Consider the following 24,093-nt stretch of genomic DNA (forward strand, 5'->3'; position numbering starts at 1 on the left):
GCGATGAACGAACCCTGAATCGACTCCTCTGGAAGGCCCCGTGAACACGCCCAGCGCCGCCCCCTCCACCCCGGCCACGGTCGCGACCGGGCCGGATCCCGCTCACTCGGCGTCCGGCGGGCCGCGCCTGCGGGGTTCCCTCGGTCCCGTGGGGCTGGTGCTGGCCGCGGGCGTCTCCGTGCAGTTCGGCGGGGCGCTCGCGGTGACCCTGATGCCGCGGGCCGGCGCGCTCGGGGTCGTCACCCTGCGGCTCGTCGTGGCCGCCGTCGTCCTGCTGCTCGTCTGCCGGCCAAGGCTGCGCGGGCACTCCCGCGCCGACTGGGGCACGGTCGTCGTCTTCGGCATCACCATGGCGGCGATGAACGGCCTCTTCTACCAGTCCGTGGACCGCATTCCGCTGGGCCCCGCGGTCACCCTGGAAGTCCTCGGCCCGCTGGCCCTCTCCGTGCTCGCCTCCCGGCGTGCGGTGAACCTGGTCTGGGCGGGCCTCGCACTGACCGGCGTCTTCCTGCTGGGCGGCGGAGGCTTCGGGAACCTGGACCCGGCGGGCGCCGCCTTCGCGCTCTCCGCGGGCGCCATGTGGGCGGCGTACATCGTCTTCAGCGCCCGTACGGGACGGAGGTTCCCGCAGGCCGACGGGCTCGCGCTCGCAATGGCGGTCGCGGCGGTGCTGTTCGTGCCGCTGGGAATCGCCGAGTCCGGCACGAAACTGCTCGTGCCGACGACGATCGGGCTGGGCGCGGCCGTGGCGGTGCTCTCCTCGGTCCTCCCCTACACCCTGGAACTCCTGGCCCTTCGCCGACTGCCCGCCTCCACCTTCGCGATCATGATGAGCCTGGAACCGGCGCTCGCGGCGAGTGCGGGCTTCCTGATCCTCGGTCAGTCCCTGAACGCGAGCCAGGCGGTGGCCATCGTGCTGGTCATCGCGGCGAGCATGGGGGCGGTACGGACACAGGTCGGACGGCGCAGGGCGGTGGCCCGGCCGGAGGCGTAGGCGACACTCGCCGACGCGGACTGTTCAAGGGCGCGGGCTGCTCAACGGCGCGACAGGTAGAGGTCCAGCGCCTTGTGCAGCAGGCGGTTGAGCGGGAGGTCCCACTCCCCCAGGTACTCCACTGCGTGTCCGCCCGTGCCGACCTTGAAGCGAAGCAGGCCCAGCAGGTGGTTGGTCTCCTCCAGGGTGTCGGTGATACCACGCAGGTCGTAGACGGCGGCGCCGCTTTCGTGGGCGTCGGTCAGCATGCGCCACTGGATCGCGTTGTTCGGCTGGACCTCACGCCTGCGGCTGGTGGAGGCACCGTAGGAGTACCAGACGTGCGTGCCGACGGTCAGCATCGTCGCGGCGGCCAGGACCTCGCCCTCGTGATGGGCCAGGTAGAGCCGCATACGGTCCGGGTCCTCCGCCGTCAGCGCGGTCCACATCCGCTGGAAGTACGGCAGCGGACGCGGGACGAAGCGGTCGCGCTCGGCGGTCTCCAGGTAGAGGGTGTGGAAGGCCGGCAGGTCGTCGTAGCCGCCCCGGACCACCTTCACGCCCGCCTTCTCGGCCTTCTTCACGTTGCGGCGCCACTGCTGGTTGAGACCGCGTTGGATGTCGGCCGGCGTCCGTCCCGCGAGCGGTACCTGGAAGACGTACCGGGGCTGGCCGGCCGCGAAGCCGCCCTCGCCGCCCGGCTCCGTCTGCCGCCAGCCCATGCGGCGCAGCCGGTCCGCGACGTCGAGCGCGCGCGGCTCGTGCTCGGTGGCCGGCACGTCCCGCAGCCGTCGTGCGTCCGGGTCCGCGATCGCCGCCTTGACGGCCTCCGCGCTCCAACGGCGTACGGCCACGGGCGGGCCCACCTTCACCGAGAAGGCGCCGATGCCCCTCAGATGCGCGACCAGCGGCTCCAGCCACCGGTCGAGGTCCGGCGCGTACCAGTCGATCACCGGGCCCTCGGGCAGATACGCCAGATACCGCTTGAGCATCGGCAGCGGGCGCAGCAGGGCCAGGCCCACGCCGACCGGTCGCCGACCGCCCTCCTCGAACCAGCCCAGGCTCTCCGCCCGCCAGTCCGGCTTCACATCGCCCCACGAAGGCACCTGCATATGGCTGGCAGACGGGCGCGAGGCGATGAACGCCAAGTGCTCTTCCCGGGAGATCGGTCGGATGCGGAGGGTCATGCGGTCTCCTGGGGATGGTGGGTGACACTTTGACGCCGAGACGGACGCGACCGGAACGGAGTCGGCTCCGGGCACCGGGGGTCGCGGGCACCGGCCGGGGCGAGGGGCCCGCTCGGCCCCGCCCCTCCATCCTTCCGAGTACCTCCGGTGCCGCCACGTCGTCTGCGCGGAGTTCACCGCGTTGGTCGTCACCTCTTGGTCCCATCCAGCCCTTCCGCCAGTACCTCCGCCAGATGCCGAGCCCTGCGGCCCGCGAGCTGTTCCAGCTGGATGCGGCAGGAGAAGCCGTCCGCCAGGACGACCGCACCGTCCGGCGCCGAACGCACCGCCGGAAGCAGCCGGTCCTCCGCGCACGCCTTCGACACCTCGAAGTGCCCCTTCGTGAATCCGAAGTCGCCCGCGAGTCCGCAGCAGCCTCCGGCCGGCTCGCCCAGCAGGCCCGCCTCCGCGCGCAGCCGCCGGTCGGCCGCGTCGCCGAGGACCGCGTGCTGGTGGCAGTGGGTCTGGCCCACCGCCGGGCGGTTCACCACGGGGGGAGTCCAGTCGGGGGCCAGGCGCTCCAGGGCCTCCGCGAACGTGATCACCGCGGAGGCGAGGCGGGCCGCCCGCGGATCGTCGTGGAGCAGCTCCGGCAGGTCGGTGCGGAGCGCCGCCGCGCAGCTCGGCTCGAGGACGACCACCGGGGAACCGGCCGCCAGCACCGGTTCCATCAGATCGAGCGTGCGGCGCATGACGGTGCGGGCGCGGTCCAGCCACCCCGTGGAGACGTAGGTCAGGCCGCAGCAGACCCGGCCGTGGCGCGCCGTCTGCCGCGCGTCGCCGTCCGGCCCCGTCTTCCTGCGCACCGTCGGCGGCAGGACCACCCTCAGTCCCGCCGCCTCCAGCACTCGTACGGCCGCCCTGCCCACGGACGGCGACAGATGCTCCGTGAAGGTGTCGGGCCAGAGGACGACGCGTGGGCCGCCACGCGCCTCGGCGTTCCGCCGCGCCCGTCTGCCCCACCACCGGCTGAACGTCTCCGTCGCCAGGCGCGGAATCTCCCGCTCGGGCGCGATTCCGCCCAGCCGCTTGCCCAGCGCCGCCAACGGCCGCACGGACGCCAGAGCGTTGACCACCGGCGCGGTGCGCGTGCGGGCGACCACCCGCAGCCACACCGGCAGCAGGCCCATCGCGTAGTGCGCGGCCGGTCTGCGCCGCCCCGCGTAGTGGTGGTGCAGAAACTCGGCCTTGTACGTGGCCATGTCGACGCCGACGGGGCAGTCCGTGCGGCAGCCCTTGCAGGACAGGCACAGGTCCAGGGCGTCCCGGACCTCCGTCGACCGCCAGCCGTCGGTGATCACCTCACCCGCCAGCATCTCGTGCAGCAGCCGGGCCCGCCCGCGCGTGGAGTGCTCCTCCTCGCCGGTCGCCCGGAACGAGGGGCACATCACGCCCGCGCCGGACACCGTCGTGGTGCGGCACTTGGCGACGCCCACGCAGCGGCGCACCGCCGCCGAGAAGTCACCGCCGTCCGCCGGATAGCCGAAGGCGACCTCGACGGGCTTGCGGGGCAGCACCGCGAACCTGAGGTTCTCGTCCAGCCGGGCCGGCCGGACCAGCATGCCCGGGTTGAGCAGGTCGTCCGGGTCCCATACGTCCTTGGCCCGCTCGAAAACCGCGACCAGGTCCGGTCCATACATCTTCGGCAGCAGCTCCGCCCGCGCCTGGCCGTCGCCGTGCTCCCCGGAGAGCGAGCCGCCGTGGGAGACGACCAGCTCCGCGAGTTCCCCGGAGAAGCGGCGGAAACGGGCGATGCCCGCCGGTGTCAGCAGGTCGAAGTCGATGCGCACATGGATGCAGCCGTCCCCGAAGTGGCCGTACGGCGTGCCGTGCAGGCCGTGGTCGGCCAGCAGGCGTCTGAAGTCCCGGAGGTAGTCACCGAGCCGGGCCGGCGGAACCGCGCAGTCCTCCCAGCCCGGCCATGCTTCGGTTCCTCCCCCGGACTCCGTCCGGGAGGTGCCCCCGGGCATCCGGGTCGCCGCACCGCTCGCGTCCTCGCGCAGGCGCCACAGCGCACGCTGTCCGCCCGGGTCCGTCACCACCACGGCGTCCGTCACATCCGCCGCCCGGACGATCGCCTCGGCATGCGCGCGTGCCTCCGCCGGGCTCGCACCGCCCGCCTCCACGAACAGCCAGGCGCCGCCGCGCGGCAGTCCCGCCGACGGCGGTACGAGGTCGGCGGCCATGCCCTCCACCGTCAGCGGTTCGAGCGGCAGCACTCCGGCCGCCGCCTGGGCCGCCGCGCTCTCGTCCGGATAGGCCAGCACGGCGAGCGCACGCGCGCGGGGTGCCTCCACGAGGTCCACTACCGCCTCGGTCAGCACGCCCAGTGTGCCCTCGGATCCGCAGAAGGAGCGCGCCACGTCCGCGCCCCTCTCCGGGAGCAGCGCGTCCAGCGCATACCCGGAGATGCGGCGTGGGAGGACCGGGTATCCCGTGCGCAGCAGCGCCAACTCGCTTTCCACGAGGAGGCGCAGACCCTCGGGAGCGCCCCGCCAGTCCCGGCCGAGCGTCAGCGCGTCGCCCCGCGCCGTGAGCACCGACAGCTCGCGCACGCTGTCGGCCGTGGTGCCCCAGGCCACCGAGTGGGAGCCGCACGCGTTGTTGCCGATCATTCCGCCCAGCGTGCAGCGGCTGTGCGTGGAGGGGTCCGGGCCGAAGCGCAGGCCGTGCGGGGCGGCGGCCTCCTGAAGTCGGTCCAGGACAAGCCCGGGTTGCACCACCGCCGTGCGTGCGTCCGGATCCAGCGACACGATCCTGTTCATGTGCCGGGTGAAGTCGAGCACCACGCCTGTGCCCGTCGCCTGTCCGGCGATCGACGTGCCGCCGCCGCGGGCCACCACCGGCACACCGTGCGCACGGCACACGCTCAGCGCCGCGGCCACGTCGTCCGCGTCCCGGGGGGCCACCACCCCGAGCGGGACCCGTCGGTAGTTGGACGCGTCCATGGTGTGCAGCGCCCGCGCCGTCGCATCGAACCCGACCGATCCGCGCACCGCCGCGCGCAGCTCGGCACCGAGCGCGGCGGTGTCCACACCCGCAGCCCCGTGCCGCCGCTCACCTGGTTCCCTCATGCTCCCCAGGATGCCTCCGGCCACTGACAGTGACCGTCCCAGGCGCGCCGAAAGCGTCCCCATGACGGTCGTCTGATGAAACTCAGACCAGAATCCGCCCTTTCCGATCACGAACTCTCCTATAGTGACGCCCAGTTGGCATCAAGGGTCGCTGCTCGCTCTCCGGCCCGCGCGCCCCCACGCCCTGGACATGACCGAGGCCCACCGAGGACACCATTCATGACCGCCCCCACACCGTCAGGCGAACGACCCACCCTCCGCGCCGTCGCACCCGCCACGCTGGTCACCGCCCTGGCGGCGGGCCTCGCCGTCGCCGCGGCGGTCCTGGCGGCGCCGCAGACGGTCCGTGTCCCGCTCGCCTGGGGCGGCGCCGCCGCGGCCCTGCTGTTGTGCGCGGCGGTCGCTCTCGCCGCCCACAGCACCCGGTCGGCGGCGCTGGCGCGTCGTCGCCTGGACTCCGCGACGCAGGACGCGGGCCGACTGCTCCAGGAACGCGCCCGGCTCGCCGAGGAGTTCAGCCAGGAGCGGGGGCGGCTGACGGACGGCTTCATCGAGGAACGGGTCCGGCTGACCGATGAGTTCGAGCGCGAGCGGTCCCGGCTCACCGACGAGTTCGCCCAAGAGCGCGTCCGCCTCACCGAGGAGTTCGACCGGGAACGCGCCACGCTCGCCGACGAGTTCGCCCGTGAACGCGACCGGCTCACGGCCGACCTCAGTCGGCTCACGGAGGAGAAATCCCGCTTCGCCCGGCGCCTCCGCCAGGCCGCGAACGCGCGGGACGCCGCCGTCTCCGTCACCGCCAACGTGGCCGGCCGTATGCAGGCGCTGGCCACCGGCACGCTCGCCGACCTGCGCGCGATGGAGGACAGGCACACGGACGAGGACGTCCTCGCCGACCTCCTCCACCTCGACCACCGCACCGCACAGACGGGCCGGCTCGCCGACTCCGTCGCCGTCCTCGCGGGCGCTCGCTCCGGCCGCCGCTGGGCGCGCCCCATCGTCATGGAGTCGATCCTGCGCGGCGCGATGGGCCGCATCAGCGGCTACCAGCGTGTCCGCATCCACTCCTCCAGCGAGGCCGCGGTCGCCGGACACGCCGCCGAGGGCGTGATGCACGCGCTCGCCGAACTCCTCGACAACGCCGCGAACTTCTCGCCGCCGACCGCCGAGGTCCACGTCTACGTCGAAGAGGTGCCCTCCGGGGTCATCGTCTCCGTGGAGGACGCCGGCCTGGTCATGGGCGACGTGCAGCTGCGCCGCGCCGAGCGCGCGGTATCGGGCGACAACGCCGAGCTGGGCGGGCTCACCGGCACCCGGCTCGGCCTCGCGGTCGTCGGCCGGCTCGCCCGCAAGCACGGACTGAAGGTGTCCTTCCGGCCGTCGGCGCGCGGCGGCACCGGCGTTCTGCTGCTGATCCCTCAGGACATCCTGTCCCAGCCGGCGCCGCCGCTCCCCGCCGAGCCCGCCCCGGCCCCCCTCGCCGAGGCCGCTCCCGCGCCGGCCGCCCCCGAGCACCGGCCGTCCTACGCCGCCGCCCGCGCCGCCGAGGACCTCGACCCCGACCCGGTGCCCACGCACCGCTCGCCGAGGTCGGACGACACCGGCACCGGCGGCCTGCCCCGACGCCGCCGGGGGCACGCGCTCGCCGCGGCCGAGCGGGACCGGGGCCACGCCGCCGCCCGCGCCGAACCCGAGCCGCGCACCCCCGACGACGCCAAGGCCCGCGCCGCCCGCTTCAGCAGCTTCCGCCAGGCGGTCCGGGGCACGATGCCGGACCAGGCCGAGGTCCAGGGCACGACGGCGGAACCCGAAACCGTACGAGAGAGCGCGGCACGGACGGGGCCCGACAGCCCGGTACGGGACACCCCGGCTCGCGACAGCACGCACGAGCTTCTCGTCCGAGAGACACCCGCATCCGAGCCCGCACCGGCCGCCACCGCACTCGAACCGGCCGTCACCCCCTCGCACCCGGAAGGCAACGCCACTTCATGACCGGCACCACGACCGCCGACGAGAAGCTCACCTGGCTCATCGAGGGCCTGCTGGAGCGCACCCCGGGTGCCCGGCACGCGCTCGTGCTGTCCCGGGACGGGCTGAAGCTGTGCCGCACTCCGGAGCTGTCCGTCGACCAGGCCGACCAGCTGGCCGCGATCGCCGCCGGCATCCAGTCGCTGTCCCACGGAGCGTCCGTGGAGTTCGGCGACGGCAGCGGCGGCGTGCGCTCGGCGATGGCCGAGTTCTACGGCGGCGTCCTGTTCATCGTGGAGGCGGGCGAGGGCGCCCACCTCGCCCTGCTCACCGCCGAGGACGCGGACGCGGGACTCGTCGGCCACAACATGAGCGAACTCGTGGAACAGCTCGGCGAATACCTGACCGCGCAGCCGCGCACGTCATGAGCCGGCCCGGCAGGGACGACGCGCCCGACCGGCTGTACACCCTCACGGGAGGGCGCAGCCGGTCCCACTCGGCGGCCCGGTTCGACCTGGTGACGCTCGTGGTCGCCGAATGCGACCCGGTACCGGGCATGCAGTCGGAGCACGCCGCGATCCTGCGGATGTGCGAACGGCCGACGGCGGTCGTGGAGATCGCCGCCGAACTGCGGCTGCCGGTGAGCATCACGAGGATCCTGCTCTGCGATCTCCTCGCGGCGGGCCGTGTCAGCGCCCGCCACCCCCGTACCACCGCGCTTCCCGATCCCGACGTCCTGGAACAGGTGCTCGTTGGACTCCGCAACCTCTGACACCCGCACTCCGCTGGGTGACCGGGCCGACAACGGCCTGAAGATCGTGGTCGTCGGCGGCCTCGGCGTCGGCAAGACGACCCTGGTCCGCTCGGTGAGCGAGATCCGCCCGCTCAGCACCGAGGAGACGATGACCGAGGCCGGCGAGGCGGTCGACGACGTGAGCGGGGTCCGGGAGAAGTCCGAGACGACCGTCGCCTTCGACTTCGGCCGCATCACACTCGACGCCCGCAACGTGCTGTACCTGTTCGGCGCGCCGGGTCAGGAGCGGTTCTGGTTCCTGTGGGACCGGCTCTTCTCCGGCACGCTGGGCGCGGTCGTCCTCGTCGACACCCGGCGCATCGACGACTCGTGGTACGCCATCGACCGCCTGGAACACCACGGCATGCCCTTCATCGTCGCCTGCAACGACTTCGGCGGCCCCCGGCACACGTCCACCGAGGTCCGCGCGGCCCTCGACCTCGACCCGCACATCCCGCTGATCGACTGCGACGCACGCTCCCGCGAGTCCGGCAGGCAGGTCTTGATCACGCTGATCGAGCACGTGCGGCACCACCACGCCGCCCACGCCCCCATATCCCAACAGGAGCTGGTGTGACCCCCGCCCCCGTGCCCCTGAGCGGGCCCCGGTTCCAGACCGAACCCGCCGCGCTGTACCGGGAGATGCGGCGCGACCACGGTGCCGTGACACCCGTCGTGCTCGACGGCGACGTACCGGCGTGGCTCGTGCTCGGCTACCGCGAGCTGCACCAGGTGACCGGCGATCCGGTGCTGTTCAGCCGGGACTCCGACCTGTGGAACCAGTGGGAGAACATCCCCGACGACTGGCCGCTGCTGCCGATGATCGGCCGCAAGCAGCCGTCGATCCTCTACACCGTCGGCGAACGCCACCGCGAGCGCGCCGGGATGATCAGCGAGGCACTGGAGGCCGTCGACCCGTTCGAACTGCGCGGCCACGCCGAGCGGTTCGCGGACGAGCTGATCGACACCGTGTGCGGCAAGGGCGAGGCGGACCTCGTCGCGGACTACGCGATGCTGCTGCCCGTGCGCGTCCTCGCGATCCTCTACGGCTTCGCGGAGGAGCAGGGCCCGGCTCTGGTCACCGCCCTCAACGACATGATCGACGGCCGGGAACGGGCGATCGCAGGCCAGACCCATCTGGCCACTTCCATGACCGAGCTGCTGGCCGCCCGGAAGGCGGGCCCGGCCGACGACGTGGTCTCGCGGATGCTCGCCGACAAGAGCGGATTCACCGACGAGGAGATCGTCCAGGACCTGATGGTGATGATGGCCGCCGGTCACCAGCCGACCGCGGACTGGATCGGCAACTCGCTGCGGCTGATGCTGACCGACGACCGTTTCGCCGCCTCCCTCTTCGGCGGCCGCAACAGCGTCGCCGAGGCCATGAACGAGGTGCTGTGGGAGGACACGCCCACGCAGAACGTCGCGGGCCGCTGGGCCTCCCGCGACACTCGCCTGGGCGGTCGTCACATCCGCGCCGGGGACTTGCTGCTGCTCGGCCTCCAAGGCGCCAACAGCGACCCCCAGGTGCGCACCGACGGCTCCGCGCTGACCGGCGGAAACAACGCGCACTTCTCCTTCGGGCACGGCGAGCACCGCTGCCCGTTCCCCGCGCAGGAGGTGGCGGAGGTGATCGCGCGGACGGGCATCGAGGTGGTCCTCGACCGGCTGCCGGACATCGATCTGGCCGTACCGGCCGGTGAGTTGACGCGCCGTCCCTCCCCGTGGCTGCGGGGGCTGACGGCACTGCCGGTGAGGTTTACCCCCACCCCCTCCCTTGGAAGCCCTTCCGCATGACCTCTACCGAGAGATGTCCCATAGCACTGGACCCCTTCGTCTCCGATCTGGACGCCGAGAGCGCCCGGTTGCGGGAGGCCGGACCACTCGCCGCCGTGGTACTGCCCGGCGGCGTTCCCGTGTGGGCGGTCACGCACCACGCCGAGGCCAAGCAGTTGCTGACGGATCCCCGCCTGGTCAAGGACATCAACGTGTGGGGCGCCTGGCAGCGCGGCGAGATCGCGCCCGACTGGCCGCTGATCGGTCTCGCCAACCCGGGCCGTTCCATGCTCACGGTGGACGGGGCCGACCACCGGCGGCTGCGGACCCTCGTCGCCCAGGCGTTGACGCCGCGGCGGGTGGAGGAGATGCGGGAGAGGATCACGAAGCTGACGGAGGGGCTGCTGGACCGGCTGCCCACGGACGGCGGCGTGGTCGACCTCAAGGCGGAGTTCGCGTATCCGCTGCCGATGTACGTCGTCGCCGACCTGATGGGCATCGAGGAGTCCCGTCTGCCACGTCTGAAGGAGCTGTTCGAGAAGTTCTTCTCGACGCAGACCCCGCCCGAGGAGGTCATCGCGACGCTCACCGAGCTCGCCGGCATCATGGCCGACACGGTCGCGGCGAAACGCGCCGCCCCGGGCGACGACCTCACCTCCGCCCTCATCCAGGCCTCCGAGGACGGCGACCACCTCACCGACGAGGAGATCGTCTCCACGCTCCAGCTGATGGTGGCGGCGGGCCACGAGACGACGATCTCACTGATCGTCAACGCGGTGGTCAATCTGTCGACGCACCCCGACCAGCGGGCGCTGGTACTGAACGGGGAGGCACCGTGGTCGGCGGTGATCGAGGAGACCCTGCGCTACTCCACCCCGACCTCGCACGTCCTGATCCGGTTCGCCACCCAGGACGTCCCGGTAGGCGACCGGGTGATCCCGACGGGTGACGCGCTGATCGTGTCGTACGGGGCGATCGGCCGGGACGACAAGGCGCACGGCCCGTCGGCGGGCGTCTTCGACATCACCCGGGAAACAAAGAACCGGCACATCTCCTTCGGGCACGGCCCGCACGTGTGCCCGGGGGCGGCCCTGTCCCGCCTGGAGGCGGCGGTGGCGCTCCCGGCCCTCTACGCCCGTTTCCCGGCCCTGGACCTGACCGTCCCAGCGAGCGAGCTGCGCAACAAGCCGGTGGTGACGCAGAACGACCTCTTCGCGCTGCCGGTGCGGCTGACCTCGTAGGACACCGCGGTTCTTCCCGGACCCCGGTCGCGGACCTTCGCGGACCCCGGCCGACCCTCGTATTTGCGCACAAGTCCACGGGCCGTAGGGCGTCGTCTCATCGAACGGACACGTTTCCGTCCGGTTTCACCGAGGGGATACCCTCCGGCTCGTGGCTGATATCCAGATTCCTGCTGACATCAAGCCCGCGGATGGTCGTTTCGGCGCGGGTCCCTCCAAGGTACGGGTGGAGGCGCTGGACGCCCTCGCCGCCACGGGTAGCTCCCTGCTCGGCACGTCCCACCGCCAGGCCCCGGTCAAGAACCTGGTCGGCAAGGTGCGCGAGGGTATCCGCGAGCTCTTCCAGCTCCCCGACGGCTACGAGGTCATCCTCGGCAACGGCGGCTCCACCGCGTTCTGGGACATCGCGACCCACGGGCTGATCGAGAACAAGTCGCAGCACCTCAGCTTCGGCGAGTTCTCCTCGAAGTTCGCCAAGGCCGCGAAGCTCGCCCCGTGGCTCGCCGAGCCGACGGTCATCGCCGCCGACCCCGGCACGCACCCCGAGCCCGCGGCCGAGGCGGGCGTCGACGTCTACGCCTTCACGCACAACGAGACGTCGACGGGCGTCGCGATGCCGATCAAGCGCGTCGCGGGCGCCGACGAGGGTGCCCTGGTCCTGGTGGACGCCACCTCCGGTGCCGGCGGTCTCCCGGTCGACATCGCCGAGACCGACGTCTACTACTTCGCCCCGCAGAAGTCCTTCGCCTCCGACGGCGGCCTGTGGATCGGCGTCTTCTCGCCGGCCGCGATCGAGCGCGCCGAGCGCATCCACGCCTCCGGCCGCCACGTCCCGGAGTTCTTCAGCCTCCCGACGGCGATCGACAACTCCCGCAAGAACCAGACCTACAACACCCCTGCCCTCGCCACCCTGTTCCTGCTCAACGAGCAGCTGGAGTGGCTCAACGGGCAGGGCGGCCTGGACTGGTCGGTGCGCCGCACGGCCACCTCGTCGCGCACGCTCTACGGCTGGGCCGAGGACGTGAAGTTCGCGACCCCGTTCGTCGCGGACCCGGCCAAGCGCTCCCAGGTCATCGGCACGATCGACTTCTCCGACGAGGTCGACGCGTCGGCGGTCGCCAAGGTCCTGCGCGCCAACGGCATCGTCGACACCGAGCCGTACCGCAAGCTCGGCCGCAACCAGCTGCGCGTCGCGATGTTCCCGGCGATCGACCCGGCGGACATCGAGGCGCTGACGAAGTGCATCGACTACGTGATCGAGAAGCTCTGACCTTCTTGCCGAGTCACTGAGGGGCGCTCCGGTACCCACCCGGACGCCCCTCTTGCGTGCGTGACGGTCAGCGCGGACCGCGGCGCAGCAGGCGCTTGACGCCGAACACGAGGGCCAGGCCGACGGCGAGGGCCAGGGCGCCGACCTTGTAGTCGTCCTTCAGAGCCGAGCCGTTGCCCGACCCCGCCTGTGCACTCTCCTTCCCGGAGGGCGACTTGGAGCTGCTGCCCCCCTTGTAGCCGGGCACGCTCTCGGCCTGCACCGGGCTGTCGGTACCTTCGCTGCCGTACATGAGCTTCGACCCGTCGACGGTGTAGGTGACCGACTCGCCCTGCCCCTGCAGCGGCACGTTGAGGCGGCCCTGCCGCTTGATCCGCCCGCCGTTCCAGTCATACGCGATACCGCCGAAGTAGCCGCGAACGGCGAGCTGCTCACCGTCGGGCGAGAAGGCGGCGTCGGTGGCCCACAGGTCGACGGCGGCAATGGGCCGGAAGACGTTCGTCCCGGTGGCCGACAGCCGGGCCGGGCCCTGGTACAGATGCCCGCCGTCCTCCTTCTTGTCGATGATGTAGACGCGACCCGTCTTGGGATGCACCACGAGGGACTCGGCGTCACGGGGACCGTCCGAGTACTTCACCACGTACTGGGTGGCACGGACCGTCTGGTCCTTCAGCACCGTGGGCTCGGGCAGCTTGTAGATCCACACGTACGGCCAGCTGCCGCCGAGGTTGTCGCCGATGTCGCCGACATAGATCTCGTTGCCCGGGCCGATGGAGATGGCCTCGACGTCACGGGGCGTGCCGACGCCGCGGAGGGTGAGGGTGGCGACCGTCTTCCCCGTGCGGCTGTCCACGGCGTAGATGTACGGGCCGTCGTCGCTGTCGTTGTGGGTCCAGTAGATCCCCGGGTGGAGACGCGAGGCGGCGAGCCCGCTGGACTCGGTGATGCGGGGGTCCTTGATGGTGAAGCCGCCGCCGACGGCGGAGGCGGGCGCGGCGAGCGCACCGATGAGAAGGGCCCCGGCAAGGAACGCGAGCGATCGACGCATGCCCCAAGCCTGCCATCCGCGGCCGTGGTTGACCGGCGGGTGATCCGCCCGCCCGGTGCCGGGTGGGCGTGTCGATCCTCACACCGCCCCGCCCCATACGTCCCTCCTGCGTCCCAGGGTGATCGTCCATGATGAGCGGATGCTCAGGTTCATGCCCGTAGGCGACTCCATGACGATCGGCAGCGCGGGCGAACACACGTGGCGCTACCGGCTGTGGCAGCACCTGCGCGAGACCTACGGCGGACCGTTCCGGATCGTCGGACCGCGCGAGACGCTGTACGACAAGGCGACGGACGCGCCGACGTCGTACGAGTACGCCGACCCGGACTTCCCGCGCGCCCATCTGGCGGGCTGGGGCGAAGGCTGGCTGCACATGGCCCCGCTGATCGAGGAGGCCGTGCGGGAGTCGCGCGCGGATGTGCTGCTGGTCTCACTGGGCCTGATCGACCTGGGCTTCTACACGAACGCGGAACAGACGGCCGACAACGCGCGGGCGTTCGTGACAAAGGCCCGGAGGACGAACCCGCGCATCCACATGGTCCTGCTGCCGGTGATCCCGAACGTCCGGGCCGAGTCGGACGGCCCGTTCGCGGCCCAGGTCGCACGCTTCAACGAACTCCTGGCGAAGACGGTGGCGGACCTGGACGAGCCCCGCTCATCGCTCCTGCTGGCCTCGCCGCCGTCGTACGACATCCATCTCGACACCTATGACGGCACGCACCCGAACGCGAGCGGCGAGCACAAGATCGCGGCGGCCTTCGCGGAGGCGATGTATCAGGGGTGGGGGGTCGGGGCGCCGTACGTGGCCTGATCAAGCGGACCTGATTCCGGCGTTCCCCCCGTCACCGTGCGTATCGTTGTATTGCGCGGCTGTGCTCGTTCATGCGACAGCCGGGGAGGAGCGCCACGATGACCGTCCTTGCAGACAGGATCGAGATGGCCGACGAGAGCGGCGAGCTGACTCTGGACGTCATGTTCGAGTGGCTCGAGAAGATGCCCGTCCCCGAGGGATACAAGGTCGAGATCGTCGAGGGGACCGTCTACATGTCGCCGCAACGGGACATTCATTGGCAGACCATTCGCCGGATCGTCCGAGCCATCGAGGACAAGTTCGGCATGGATGTGAACGTCTTGTCGGACGTTCGCATCGACTTCCCAGGTCGCCTGAACGGTTACGCCCCGGATGTGGCGAAGCTGCGCGAGGGCGCCGAGAAGGACTCCGAGGGCCGCTGGCGCCACCAGGACATCGAGTTCATCGCCGATGTCATCTCCAAGGACACGGCCATGAAGGACTACGGCCCCAAGAAGACCACGTATGCCCTCGCCGAAGTCCCCATCTACCTCATCGCCGCCCTATGTAGGCAAGTGCCGTGTTTTCACCCAGCCCAAGGACGGCGACTACGTGATCGATACCTCCATCACCTATGGCGGCGACGTCGACCTCACCAAGACCCCCGTCAACCTCACCCTCCACACCCACGAGTTCCCCAGCGACTGACCGCGGCCCCCGCACAACTCCCCCTTGCCTAGAGCGCACTCCACGCCGTTGGCTAGGCAGTCATGAAGTACACGCAGCTCGGACGCACAGGACTCAAGGTCAGCCGGATCGTCCTCGGGACCATGAACTTCGGCCCGCAGACCGAGGAGGCGGACAGCCACGCGATCATGGACGCGGCGCTGGACGCGGGCATCAACTTCCTCGACACCGCCAACGTGTACGGCTGGGGCGAGAACAAGGGCCGCACCGAGAGGATCATCGGCAACTGGTTCGCCAAGGGCGGGGACCGGCGCGACAAGGTCGTACTCGCCACCAAGGTGTACGGCAACATGGCCCCGGACGGGGACGCCTGGCCCAACCACGACAGGCTCTCCGCCCTCAACATCCGTCGGGCGGTCGACGCCAGCCTCAAGAGGCTGCAGACCGACTACATCGACCTGTACCAGTTCCACCACATCGACCGGAACACTCCCTTCGAGGAGATCTGGCAGGCCATCGACGTCCTGGTGCAGCAGGGGAAGATCCTCTACGTCGGCTCCAGCAACTTCCCCGGGTACAAGATCGCCCAGGCCAACGAGATCGCCGCCGGCCGGCACGGCACGATCGGCCTCGTCAGCGAGCAGTGCCTCTACAACCTCGCCGAGCGCCGCGCCGAGATGGAGGTCATCCCGGCCGCGCAGGACTACGGGCTCGGGGTCATCCCCTGGTCGCCGCTGCACGGCGGGCTGCTGGGCGGCGTCATCAAGAAGGAGGTCGAGGGCGGTCGCCGCGCCTCCGGCCGCTCCGCCGACGCCCTCGCCAACACCTCTGTCCGGGCGCAGATCCAGGCCTACGAGGACCTGCTCGACAAGCACGGGATCGAGCCCGGCGAGGCCGCCCTCGCCTGGTTGCTGACCCGGCCCGGCGTCACCGGACCGATCGTCGGCCCGCGCACCGCCGAACAGCTGGAGTCGGCGCTGCGGGCGGTCGAGCTGGAGCTCTCGGAGGAGGTCCTGGCCGGCCTCGAGGAGATCTTCCCGGGGACGGGGCCCTCACCGGAGGCGTTCGCCTGGTAGTCGAGCCGCGGACAGGCGCTCGCGGTGGCGGGTTACTTACCCACCGCCGCCGCCAGCGCCACCACCGCGAACATCAGCACGAGCACACCGGCCATGATCCGGTTACGGGTCTTCGGGTCCACCTATTGAGACTAACCGGCCTCGTCAGTCGCCCGCGCCGAGCCCCCACCGCTCCACCGTCTCGTACCGCGGCTGCTCCCCCGGCACCCCGGACTTCGGCAGCCTGCTACGGACCAGGCACAGCTCGCCGACCGTCCACTCGAGCCCTCCGAACGCGTCCAGCGCCGCGACGTACGGCCGGAAGTCCGCGGGGGCCCGGCTGCTGCGGGCCAGCGTCACATGCGGGCGGTAGCGGCGGTGCTCGCCCATCTCCACGCCCGCCTTCCGGGCCGCCGACTCGGCCCGGTCGGAGAGCAGCCGCAACGCCTCCAGGTCCCCGGACGCGCCCACCCACAGCGCCCGGCCGCCGAAGTGTCCGCCGCCGCGCAGGGAGAGGGGAAACGGCTGGGTGCGCCGGGCCACCCGTGCCAGCCGTTCGGACAGGTCTGGTACGACGTCCTCGGCCACCTCGCCGTAGAAGGCGAGCGTGAAGTGCCAGCCCGGCCGTCCCGTCCAGCGCAGCCTCCCCGCACCCGCCAGCCCCTCCAATGTATGCACGGCGGAGGCGAGTTCACGGAGCGCTTCCGCGGGCGGCAGGACCGCGGCGAAGAGTCTCATGACCTCACCCTTCCAGGGAACGGATCACTCGGCCACCGCCATGATGAGGACATGCGGATACGGAAAGGCACCATCGACGACATCCCCGTGGTCCTCGGTCTTCTCGACGGCGCGGTCGAGTGGCTCGTCTCGCAGGGCCGCACCCGGCAGTGGGGCACCCGGCCCTGGTCCCAGCTGCCCAGGGGCGTGGAGACCGTACACAAGTACGTGACCACCGGCGACCCCTGGATCGCGGAGATCGATGGCGTCCCAGCGGGCACGCTCACCCTCACCGACGGACCCGGCGACTACGTCCCGCGCGTGGCCGAGCCCGAGCGCTACGTCCATCTGCTCGCCGCCGACCACCGCTTCGCGGGCCGCGGTGTCGGCGGCGCGCTGCTCGCCCACGCCGCCGAGGAGTCCCGGCGCGCGGGCGTCTCCCTGCTGCGGGTCGACTGCTACGCGGGCGACGACGGCAAGCTCGTCGCCTACTACGAGCGCAACGGCTTCACCAGGACGGAGGCCTTCACGGTCGGGGACGACCAGTGGCCGGGACAGGTGCTGACGCGGCGCGTGTGACGCGGGGAGAGGGCGCCCCGAGGAGGGCGCCCCCTCGGCCGGTCACGCCGTCGCCGTCGCTGGCTGCTCCTGCTGCCGACGCGGTACGAACCGGACCCGCGGATGCCCGCGGTGCCAGCCCACGGTCAGGCGCAGACCGCCGGCCCGAGCCAGGATCAGGCCGATGGTCACGGCGGCCGCGGCCGAGACGAGACCGCCGAGGGCGAAGCCGACCCGGGCGCCGTACGCGTCCGTGATCCAGCCGACCACGGGCGCCCCCAGAGGCGTACCGCCCATGAAGACCATCATGAACAGGGCCATGACGCGGCCGCGCATCGCCGGGTCCGTACCCATCTGGACGGCCGTGTTCGCGGTGACGTTCACCGTCAGGCCGAAGATCCCTATCGGGATCATCAGCAGCGAGAACAGCCACAGGGAGGGAGCTCCGGCCGCCACGATCTCCAGCACGCCGAAGGCGGCCGCCGCCGCGATCAGCACCCGCAGCCGGGCCGTGCCCCGGCGGGCCGCGAGCAGCGCGCCGGTCACCGAGCCGAGCGCCATCAGGGTGTTGAAGAGGCTGTAGGCGCCGGCGCCGGCGTGGAAGACGTCGTCCGCGTAGGCCGACAGCCAGACCGGGAAGTTGAAGCCGAACGTGCCGATGAACCCGACCAGGACGATCGGCCAGACCAGATCCGGGTGCCCGGCGACATAGCTCAGACCCTCACGGAGCTGGCCCTTGCCGCGCGGGGCGCGCTCCACGACGTGCAGCTCACGGGCGCGCATCAGCAGCAGCCCGGCGATGGGGGCGAGGAAGGACAGACCGTTGAGCAGGAAGGCCCAGCCGGTGCCGACGCCGGTGATCAGGACTCCCGCCACCGCGGGGCCGACCAGACGGGCGGACTGGAAGTTCGCGGAGTTCAGACTGACCGCGTTCTGCAGCTGCCGGGGGCCGACCATCTCGGAGACGAAGGACTGCCGGGCCGGGTTGTCGAGGACCGTGGCGAGTCCCACGGCGAAGGCCGCGAGATAGACGTGCCAGACCTGGACGTGGCCGGAGAGGGTCAGGAAGGCGAGCACGAGGCCCGCGGCACCCATCGCCGACTGCGTGACCAGCAGGGTCGGGCGCTTGGGGAGGCGGTCGACGAGGACACCGCCGTACAGGCCGAAGAGCAGCATCGGCAGGAACTGCAGCGCCGTGGTGACACCGACGGCGGTGGAGGAGCCGGTCAGGCTCAGCACCAGCCAGTCCTGGGCGATCCGCTGCATCCACGTGCCGGTGTTGGAGACGACCTGGCCTAGGAAGAAGAGCCGGTAGTTGCGGACGCGCAGCGAGCTGAACATCGAGGATTTCCGGGGCTCGGCCCCTTCGACGGGGTCGGGGCTCCCGGGAGCCGTGGGGGGCTGGTGGATCTGGTCGGTCCCGTAGGTCTCGTGGGCGGACGGTGAGTCGTGGGTGGCTGGTGCGGGGGCGGAAGCTGCTCCGGTTCCCGTACTCAAAGGGGTTCGCCTCCTTGCGATGACGGTGTCGTACGTAGGCAGGTGGGGGCCGCGCCTGTCACAGATGCGCGAGCTTCTCGAGGACCGGGGCGGCGGCGCGGAGTTTCGCCCACTCGTCCTCGTCCAGACCCTCGACCAGCCCGGCCAGGAACGCGTTCCGCTTGCGACGGCTCTCCTCGAGCATCGCCTCGGCCCGCTCGGTCTGTGTGACCACCTTCTGGCGCCGGTCCTCGGGGTGCGCCTCCAGCTTGACCAGCCCCTTGCTCTCCAGCAGCGCCACGATGCGGGTCATCGAGGGAGGCTGGACGTGCTCCTTGCGGGCGAGCTCGCCCGGTGTGGCGGAGCCGCAGCGGGCCAGGGTGCCGAGCACCGACATCTCGGTCGGGCTCAGCGACTCGTCGACCCGCTGGTGCTTGAGTCGGCGCGACAGGCGCATCACAGCGGAGCGGAGAGCGTTCACGGCGGCAGCGTCGTCGCCATGGTTCAGGTCAGCCATGTTTTTAGGGTAACTCATTACTTTCCCTAAGGACCACCCGGGCGCGTCGCCCTGCGCGTGACGCCGACCACTGCAAGCCCTTGCTCCGAGGAGCTCCTGCGAAACGGCTGAGCTGCGCGTATCACCCATATGAGTGATACGGCGTCGGAACGTGACGCACCCTCCACCCGGGTCCGGCAACCCTCGTACCCATGGGGACCAGCGTGCTCAGCGTGCGGATAGACCGGGAGCTGCTCGATCGGCTCCGGCACCATGCCGCCAAAAGAGGAATGAGCGTCCAGGACTACGTCGTCCGGACGCTCATTCGGGATGACTTCGACGAGCGGTTCCAGACCGCCGTCGAGGAGACGGAAAGATTCTATGGGGTCACCTGACCGGCGGAGTCGTCCCGCGGTCGGCGGCCCCCGGCGGATCAGGTCAGGCCCAGCGCCGGCATCAGGTAGTAGAAGGCGAACACCGCCGCCACCACGTACATCGGAGCCGGGACCTCACGGCCGCGCCCCGCGGCCAGGCGCAGGACCACGAAGGTGATGAAACCCATGCCGATACCGTTCGTGATCGAGTAGGTGAACGGCATCATCATCATCGTCACGAAGGCCGGGATGGCGATCGTGTGGTCCGCCCAGTCGATCTCCCTGACGGAGTTGGACAGGATCAGGAAGCCGACCGCGACCAGAGCCGGGGTGGCCGCCTGGGACGGGACCATCGTGGCGACCGGGGTGAGGAAGAGGGCCACCGCGAACAGGGCGCCGGTGACGACGTTCGCGAACCCGGTGCGCGCACCCTCACCGACGCCCGCCGTGGACTCCACGAAACAGGTGGTGGCCGAGGAGGAGCTGGCGCCGCCGGCCGCGACCGCGATGCCGTCGACGAAGAGCACCTTGTTGATGCCGGGCATGTTGCCCTCGGTGTCGGTGAGCTCGGCCTCGTCACCGATGCCCATGATCGTGCCCATCGCGTCGAAGAAGCACGACAGCAGGACCGTGAAGACGAAGAGGATTCCGGTCAGCACCCCGACCTTGCCGAAGCCGCCGAACAGGCTGACCTTGCCGATCAGACCGAAGTCGGGACTGGCGACCGGGTTGCCGGGCCACTTCGGGACGGTCAGGCCCCAGGACGGGATCTTGGCGACGGCGTTGAGGACCAGCGCGAGGACCGTCATCGTGACGATCGAGATCAGGATCGCGCCGGGAACCTTGCGGACGATCAGCGCGAAGGTGAGCAGCGTGCCCAGGACGAAGACCAGGACCGGCCAGCCGTTCAGGTGCCCGTCGGCGCCGAGCTGAAGCGGGACCGTCGTCTGCGCGACGTCCGGGATGCGGGTGATGAAGCCGGAGTCGACGAGACCGATCAGCATGATGAACAGGCCGATGCCGATCGAAATGCCCTTGCGCAGCCCCAGCGGCACGGCGTTCATCACGCGCTCGCGCAGACCGGTGGCGACCAGCAGCATGACGACGAACCCGGCGAGGACGACCATGCCCATCGCGTCCGGCCACGACATACGAGGGGCGAGCTGGAGCGCGACGACCGTGTTCACGCCGAGACCGGCCGCCAGTGCGATCGGGACGTTGCCGATGACACCCATGAGCAGCGTGGTGAAGGCAGCGGTCACGGCGGTCGCGGTGACGAGCTGACCGTGGTCCAGCTGGTGCCCGTACATGTCCTTCGCGCTGCCGAGGATGATCGGGTTCAGCACGATGATGTACGCCATGGCGAAGAAGGTGGCGAAACCACCGCGGATCTCTCGCGACAGCGTGCTGCCCCGCTCGGAGATCTTGAAGTAGCGGTCGAAGGCTCCGGACGGGAGTCGGGTGCCAGGCTGCTGCGGGGCGGGGACCTTGGCGGGGGCCGAGGTGGGCATGCGGGACCTCAATGGTGCGGGGGATCTTGAACAAAAGTGATCGAGTCTCGCCGTCGCCCGATCACCACCGGATCTCCCCCACGTTTCCGTTGGTGTTTCATACGAGCATAAGCGGCCAGACTCGAACTGTTTCAGTATGAACATATGAGGCTTAGATCGCTATCTCCGCGCGTAGACCCTTGGTGTACAAAGGCTCCGCGGACCTCCCGGGGTCCGCATCGGGGCCCCGGAAGGCCCCTCGTAAGCTGTGCGCATGGCGAAGTGGACCCCCAGGCACGAGGCGCCGGAGCCCCTTGAGGGCCCCGTGGTCGCCACCATCACCGGCGGCACGATCCTCTGGTTCGTCCTCTTCCTGGTCCAGCTCCCGTTCTACGGCTGGTTCGCGGACAACGGGCACACCTGGTGGCTGTGGACATGCCTGGCCGGCGGGGGCCTCGGCTGCATCGGCATCTGGTACGTCCGCAGGCGGGACGCGGCCATCAAACGGGCGGCCGCCCGGCAGTAGCCCCGTTGGGGTCCCCCGTTCGAGCGAAGCCGAGAGTGGGGGAAGTCCCGTACAACCACCGCACGAGAGGTGTCCTCCCCAGGTCGGAACTTTGGGACGCTCGGCGGGTGAAGCCGTAAATCCGCACGTACCGTCGAATGCATGACGAACATCGACGCGGGCGCCGAACTCGATCCCGTGCACCCCGTCCCCGTACCGGGGCGGACGCGGGGGCTGTCCGCCGTCGAGGTGGCCGAGCGGGTCGCCCGCGGTCAGGTCAACGACGTTCCCGTCCGCAGCAGCCGCTCACTGGGCGAGATCGTCCGCGCCAACGTCTTCACCCGCTTCAACGCGATCATCGGTGTGCTCTGGGTGATCATGCTGTTCGTGGCGCCGTTCCAGGACAGCCTCTTCGGATACGTGATCATCGCCAACACCGGCATCGGCATCATCCAGGAGTGGCGCGCCAAGAAGACCCTGGACTCGCTCGCGGTGATCGGCGAGGCGAGGCCCACGGTGCGCCGGGACGGGGTGGCAGCCCAGGTGGGCACCTCCGAGATCGTGCTGGACGACGTCATCGAGATCGGGCCCGGCGACAAGATCGTGGTCGACGGCATCTGCGCGGAGACCGACGGACTGGAGATCGACGAATCGCTGCTGACCGGTGAGGCGGACCCCGTCGTCAAACGGCCCGGGAACCCGGTCATGTCCGGCAGTTTCGTCGTCGCCGGGGGCGGCGCCTTCAAGGCGACCAAGGTGGGGCGCGAGGCGTACGCCGCCCAGCTCGCCGAGGAGGCGAGCCGCTTCACGCTCGTCCACTCCGAGCTGCGCAGCGGTATCTCCACCATCCTCAAGTACGTGACCTGGATGATGTTCCCGACCGCGATCGGCCTGGTCATCAGCCAGCTGGTGGTCAAGCAGTCCGGGTTCAAGGACTCCCTGGCCCGCACGGTCGGCGGCATCGTGCCCATGGTCCCCGAGGGGCTCGTCCTGCTGACCTCCGTCGCCTTCGCCATCGGGGTCATACGGCTGGGACGCAAGCAGGTCTTGGTCCAGGAGCTGCCCGCGATCGAGGGCCTCGCCCGCGTCGACACCGTCTGCCTGGACAAGACGGGCACGCTCACCGAAGGCGGCATGGATGTCACCGAACTGAGGCCGCTCCAGGGCACCGACGAGACGTACATACGCAAGGTCCTCGGCGCCCTCGGCGAGTCGGACCCGCGCCCGAACGCCTCCCTCCAGGCGATCATCGACGCCTACCCGGACAGCGAGGACTGGCGCTGTGTCGAGGCGCTGCCCTTTTCCTCCGCGCGCAAGTACAGCGGCGCGTCCTTCAGCGAGGGCAACGGCGAGTCCAGCACCTGGCTCCTCGGCGCCCCGGACGTCCTGCTGGACCCCGACGACCCGGCCCTGGCCGAGACCGAGCGGCTCAACGAGCAGGGGCTGCGGGTGCTGCTGCTGGCCCGCGCGTCCGGGGACCTGGACGATCCCGGGATCAAGGCCGGCGCCCGACCCACCGCCCTGGTCGTCCTGGAACAGCGGCTGCGCCCCGACGCCGCCGACACCCTGCGCTACTTCGCCGACCAGAACGTGCACGCCAAGGTGATCTCCGGCGACAACGCGGTGTCGGTGGGCGCGGTGGCCGGAAAGCTCGGCATCGCCGGCAAGGTCATGGACGCCCGCCGCCTCCCCTCGAACCAGGCCGAGATGGCGAAGTCGCTGGACAAGGGCACCGTCTTCGGGCGGGTCACCCCACAGCAGAAGCGGGACATGGTGGGCGCGCTGCAGTGGCGCGGGCACACCGTGGCGATGACGGGCGACGGTGTGAACGACGTCCTCGCGCTCAAGGACGCGGACATCGGCGTCTCGATGGGCTCGGGCTCGGAGGCGACCCGGGCCGTGGCCCAGATCGTGCTGCTCGACAACAGCTTCGCGACGCTGCCGTCCGTGGTCGGCGAGGGCCGGCGCGTGATCGGGAACATCACGCGGGTCGCCACGCTCTTCCTGGTGAAGACGGTGTACTCGGTCCTGCTGGCGGTGCTGGTGGTGTGCTGGCAGGTGGAGTACCCGTTCCTGCCCCGGCACCTGACGCTGCTGTCGACCCTGACGATCGGCGTCCCGGCCTTCTTCCTGGCGCTGGCCCCCAACAAGGAGCGGGCCAGACCGCACTTCGTACGGCGGGTCATGCGGTACTCGATCCCGGGCGGGACGGTGGCGGCGATCGCGACCTTCGCCACCTACCTGATCGCCCGTCACCACTACACGGGGCCGGGCTCGCTGGACGCGGAGACCAGCGCGGCGACCCTCACACTGTTCCTGATCTCCATGTGGGTGCTGGCGATCATCGCCCGGCCCTACACGTGGTGGCGCATCGCCCTGGTGGCCGCGATGGGCGTGGCTTTCGTGTTCGTGCTGATCGTGCCCTCGCTGCAGCGGTTCTTCGCACTGAAACTGGTCGGGGTCACGATCCCGTGGATCGCGGTGGGTATCGCCGCGGTGGCGGCGGTCGCCCTGGAGTTCCTGTGGAAGTGGGTCGACCGCCGCTTTCCGGCCTGACGCGGTACCTGGCGGGCACC

22 protein-coding genes are annotated in these 24,093 nt (G+C 70.8%); 15 read left to right on the top strand and 7 right to left on the bottom strand.

Annotation, left to right across the window (positions count from 1 at the left end):
• Positions 1–40 precede the first annotated feature (40 nt).
• Positions 41–994: an EamA family transporter gene (locus ACZ3TS_RS09710; RefSeq protein ID WP_467615496.1), complete on the top strand. Its 954-nt coding sequence runs from the start codon at positions 41–43 to the stop codon at positions 992–994.
• 41 nt (positions 995–1,035) lie between these two features.
• On the opposite strand, the gene ACZ3TS_RS09715 is transcribed toward ACZ3TS_RS09710, so the two are convergent.
• Positions 1,036–2,160, bottom strand: coding sequence for a lipid II:glycine glycyltransferase FemX (locus ACZ3TS_RS09715; protein ID WP_467615499.1), 1,125 nt, complete (start codon positions 2,158–2,160; stop codon positions 1,036–1,038).
• Between the two features lie 188 nt (positions 2,161–2,348).
• The gene (locus tag ACZ3TS_RS09720; RefSeq protein ID WP_467615502.1) at positions 2,349–5,273 is read right to left on the bottom strand and encodes an FAD-binding and (Fe-S)-binding domain-containing protein; all 2,925 of its coding nucleotides are present in this window, start codon (positions 5,271–5,273) and stop codon (positions 2,349–2,351) included.
• A 219-nt stretch (positions 5,274–5,492) separates the two neighbouring features.
• Here ACZ3TS_RS09720 and ACZ3TS_RS09725 point away from each other — a divergent pair, with 219 nt between their 5' ends.
• The 7 genes from ACZ3TS_RS09725 to serC all read left to right on the top strand — a co-directional run bounded on the left by ACZ3TS_RS09725 (position 5,493) and on the right by serC (position 12,321).
• Complete coding sequence (locus ACZ3TS_RS09725) at positions 5,493–7,265, top strand: sensor histidine kinase (RefSeq protein WP_467615505.1); 1,773 nt, start codon at positions 5,493–5,495, stop codon at positions 7,263–7,265.
• Positions 7,262–7,669 (top strand): roadblock/LC7 domain-containing protein, encoded by a 408-nt coding sequence (locus tag ACZ3TS_RS09730; RefSeq protein ID WP_467615507.1) that lies wholly within the window; start codon positions 7,262–7,264, stop codon positions 7,667–7,669. Before ACZ3TS_RS09725 ends, ACZ3TS_RS09730 begins: the two co-directional genes overlap by 4 nt.
• Positions 7,666–8,013, top strand: coding sequence for a DUF742 domain-containing protein (locus ACZ3TS_RS09735; protein WP_467615510.1), 348 nt, complete (start codon positions 7,666–7,668; stop codon positions 8,011–8,013). The genes ACZ3TS_RS09730 and ACZ3TS_RS09735 overlap by 4 nt, the downstream gene beginning before the upstream one ends.
• Entirely contained in the window at positions 7,994–8,611 is a 618-nt protein-coding gene (locus ACZ3TS_RS09740; RefSeq protein ID WP_467615512.1) for a GTP-binding protein, read from the top strand. Before ACZ3TS_RS09735 ends, ACZ3TS_RS09740 begins: the two co-directional genes overlap by 20 nt.
• A complete protein-coding gene (locus ACZ3TS_RS09745) occupies positions 8,608–9,831 on the top strand; it encodes a cytochrome P450 (protein ID WP_467615514.1) in 1,224 nt (407 codons plus the stop codon). Before ACZ3TS_RS09740 ends, ACZ3TS_RS09745 begins: the two co-directional genes overlap by 4 nt.
• Positions 9,828–11,051 carry a cytochrome P450 family protein gene (locus tag ACZ3TS_RS09750; protein ID WP_467615516.1) on the top strand — a complete coding sequence of 408 codons (1,224 nt, stop codon included), beginning with the start codon at positions 9,828–9,830 and terminating at the stop codon, positions 11,049–11,051. Before ACZ3TS_RS09745 ends, ACZ3TS_RS09750 begins: the two co-directional genes overlap by 4 nt.
• Before the next feature lie 151 nt (positions 11,052–11,202).
• Positions 11,203–12,321: a phosphoserine transaminase gene (serC, locus tag ACZ3TS_RS09755; protein WP_467615519.1), complete on the top strand. Its 1,119-nt coding sequence runs from the start codon at positions 11,203–11,205 to the stop codon at positions 12,319–12,321.
• A gap of 67 nt (positions 12,322–12,388) precedes the next feature.
• Here the strand turns inward: serC and ACZ3TS_RS09760 are convergent, their stop codons facing one another.
• A complete protein-coding gene (locus ACZ3TS_RS09760) occupies positions 12,389–13,369 on the bottom strand; it encodes a WD40 repeat domain-containing protein (RefSeq protein ID WP_467615522.1) in 981 nt (326 codons plus the stop codon).
• A gap of 139 nt (positions 13,370–13,508) precedes the next feature.
• On the opposite strand from ACZ3TS_RS09760, the gene ACZ3TS_RS09765 reads away from it, so the two are divergent.
• The 3 genes from ACZ3TS_RS09765 (at position 13,509) to ACZ3TS_RS09775 (ending at position 15,922) form a co-directional block, all read left to right on the top strand.
• Positions 13,509–14,180, top strand: a complete 672-nt coding sequence (locus tag ACZ3TS_RS09765; RefSeq protein ID WP_467615525.1) for a GDSL-type esterase/lipase family protein — start codon at positions 13,509–13,511, stop codon at positions 14,178–14,180.
• Positions 14,181–14,278: 98 nt separating this feature from the next.
• A complete protein-coding gene (locus tag ACZ3TS_RS09770) occupies positions 14,279–14,899 on the top strand; it encodes a Uma2 family endonuclease (RefSeq protein ID WP_467615528.1) in 621 nt (206 codons plus the stop codon).
• A 30-nt stretch (positions 14,900–14,929) separates the two neighbouring features.
• The gene (locus ACZ3TS_RS09775) at positions 14,930–15,922 is read left to right on the top strand and encodes an aldo/keto reductase (RefSeq protein ID WP_467615531.1); all 993 of its coding nucleotides are present in this window, start codon (positions 14,930–14,932) and stop codon (positions 15,920–15,922) included.
• Between the two features lie 144 nt (positions 15,923–16,066).
• On the opposite strand, the gene thpR is transcribed toward ACZ3TS_RS09775, so the two are convergent.
• Complete coding sequence (thpR, locus tag ACZ3TS_RS09780) at positions 16,067–16,639, bottom strand: RNA 2',3'-cyclic phosphodiesterase (protein ID WP_467615534.1); 573 nt, start codon at positions 16,637–16,639, stop codon at positions 16,067–16,069.
• Positions 16,640–16,690: 51 nt separating this feature from the next.
• Between thpR and ACZ3TS_RS09785 the strand changes: the two genes are divergently transcribed.
• Entirely contained in the window at positions 16,691–17,197 is a 507-nt protein-coding gene (locus ACZ3TS_RS09785; protein WP_467615537.1) for a GNAT family N-acetyltransferase, read from the top strand.
• 42 nt (positions 17,198–17,239) lie between these two features.
• On the opposite strand, the gene ACZ3TS_RS09790 is transcribed toward ACZ3TS_RS09785, so the two are convergent.
• Positions 17,240–18,517, bottom strand: coding sequence for an MFS transporter (locus tag ACZ3TS_RS09790; RefSeq protein WP_467615728.1), 1,278 nt, complete (start codon positions 18,515–18,517; stop codon positions 17,240–17,242).
• A 214-nt stretch (positions 18,518–18,731) separates the two neighbouring features.
• Complete coding sequence (locus ACZ3TS_RS09795; protein WP_467615539.1) at positions 18,732–19,169, bottom strand: MarR family winged helix-turn-helix transcriptional regulator; 438 nt, start codon at positions 19,167–19,169, stop codon at positions 18,732–18,734.
• A 191-nt stretch (positions 19,170–19,360) separates the two neighbouring features.
• Between ACZ3TS_RS09795 and ACZ3TS_RS09800 the strand changes: the two genes are divergently transcribed.
• Positions 19,361–19,543, top strand: coding sequence for a ribbon-helix-helix protein, CopG family (locus tag ACZ3TS_RS09800; RefSeq protein WP_467615542.1), 183 nt, complete (start codon positions 19,361–19,363; stop codon positions 19,541–19,543).
• Between the two features lie 38 nt (positions 19,544–19,581).
• Here the strand turns inward: ACZ3TS_RS09800 and ACZ3TS_RS09805 are convergent, their stop codons facing one another.
• Positions 19,582–21,033, bottom strand: coding sequence for an NCS2 family permease (locus tag ACZ3TS_RS09805; RefSeq protein ID WP_467615545.1), 1,452 nt, complete (start codon positions 21,031–21,033; stop codon positions 19,582–19,584).
• Positions 21,034–21,286: 253 nt separating this feature from the next.
• Here ACZ3TS_RS09805 and ACZ3TS_RS09810 point away from each other — a divergent pair, with 253 nt between their 5' ends.
• Positions 21,287–21,538, top strand: a complete 252-nt coding sequence (locus tag ACZ3TS_RS09810; protein WP_467615547.1) for a DUF2530 domain-containing protein — start codon at positions 21,287–21,289, stop codon at positions 21,536–21,538.
• Between the two features lie 141 nt (positions 21,539–21,679).
• On the top strand, positions 21,680–24,073 hold the full coding sequence (locus ACZ3TS_RS09815; protein ID WP_467615551.1) for an HAD-IC family P-type ATPase: 2,394 nt from the start codon (positions 21,680–21,682) through the stop codon (positions 24,071–24,073).
• Positions 24,074–24,093 lie beyond the last annotated feature (20 nt).

This window comes from Streptomyces sp. NPDC022910 (assembly GCF_055561075.1).

Coding starts and splice junctions, on each gene's coding strand:
- ACZ3TS_RS09735 (WP_467615510.1), top strand. CDS start 7,666: ATGAGCCGGCCCGGCAGGGACGACGCGCCCGACCGGCTGTACACCCTC.
- ACZ3TS_RS09730 (WP_467615507.1), top strand. CDS start 7,262: ATGACCGGCACCACGACCGCCGACGAGAAGCTCACCTGGCTCATCGAG.
- ACZ3TS_RS09770 (WP_467615528.1), top strand. CDS start 14,279: ATGACCGTCCTTGCAGACAGGATCGAGATGGCCGACGAGAGCGGCGAG.
- ACZ3TS_RS09765 (WP_467615525.1), top strand. CDS start 13,509: ATGCTCAGGTTCATGCCCGTAGGCGACTCCATGACGATCGGCAGCGCG.
- ACZ3TS_RS09790 (WP_467615728.1), bottom strand. CDS start 18,517: ATGTTCAGCTCGCTGCGCGTCCGCAACTACCGGCTCTTCTTCCTAGGC.
- ACZ3TS_RS09720 (WP_467615502.1), bottom strand. CDS start 5,273: ATGAGGGAACCAGGTGAGCGGCGGCACGGGGCTGCGGGTGTGGACACC.
- ACZ3TS_RS09795 (WP_467615539.1), bottom strand. CDS start 19,169: ATGGCTGACCTGAACCATGGCGACGACGCTGCCGCCGTGAACGCTCTC.
- thpR (WP_467615534.1), bottom strand. CDS start 16,639: ATGAGACTCTTCGCCGCGGTCCTGCCGCCCGCGGAAGCGCTCCGTGAA.
- ACZ3TS_RS09815 (WP_467615551.1), top strand. CDS start 21,680: ATGACGAACATCGACGCGGGCGCCGAACTCGATCCCGTGCACCCCGTC.
- ACZ3TS_RS09775 (WP_467615531.1), top strand. CDS start 14,930: ATGAAGTACACGCAGCTCGGACGCACAGGACTCAAGGTCAGCCGGATC.
- ACZ3TS_RS09800 (WP_467615542.1), top strand. CDS start 19,361: ATGGGGACCAGCGTGCTCAGCGTGCGGATAGACCGGGAGCTGCTCGAT.
- ACZ3TS_RS09805 (WP_467615545.1), bottom strand. CDS start 21,033: ATGCCCACCTCGGCCCCCGCCAAGGTCCCCGCCCCGCAGCAGCCTGGC.
- ACZ3TS_RS09785 (WP_467615537.1), top strand. CDS start 16,691: ATGCGGATACGGAAAGGCACCATCGACGACATCCCCGTGGTCCTCGGT.
- ACZ3TS_RS09760 (WP_467615522.1), bottom strand. CDS start 13,369: ATGCGTCGATCGCTCGCGTTCCTTGCCGGGGCCCTTCTCATCGGTGCG.
- ACZ3TS_RS09750 (WP_467615516.1), top strand. CDS start 9,828: ATGACCTCTACCGAGAGATGTCCCATAGCACTGGACCCCTTCGTCTCC.
- ACZ3TS_RS09715 (WP_467615499.1), bottom strand. CDS start 2,160: ATGACCCTCCGCATCCGACCGATCTCCCGGGAAGAGCACTTGGCGTTC.
- ACZ3TS_RS09810 (WP_467615547.1), top strand. CDS start 21,287: ATGGCGAAGTGGACCCCCAGGCACGAGGCGCCGGAGCCCCTTGAGGGC.
- ACZ3TS_RS09725 (WP_467615505.1), top strand. CDS start 5,493: ATGACCGCCCCCACACCGTCAGGCGAACGACCCACCCTCCGCGCCGTC.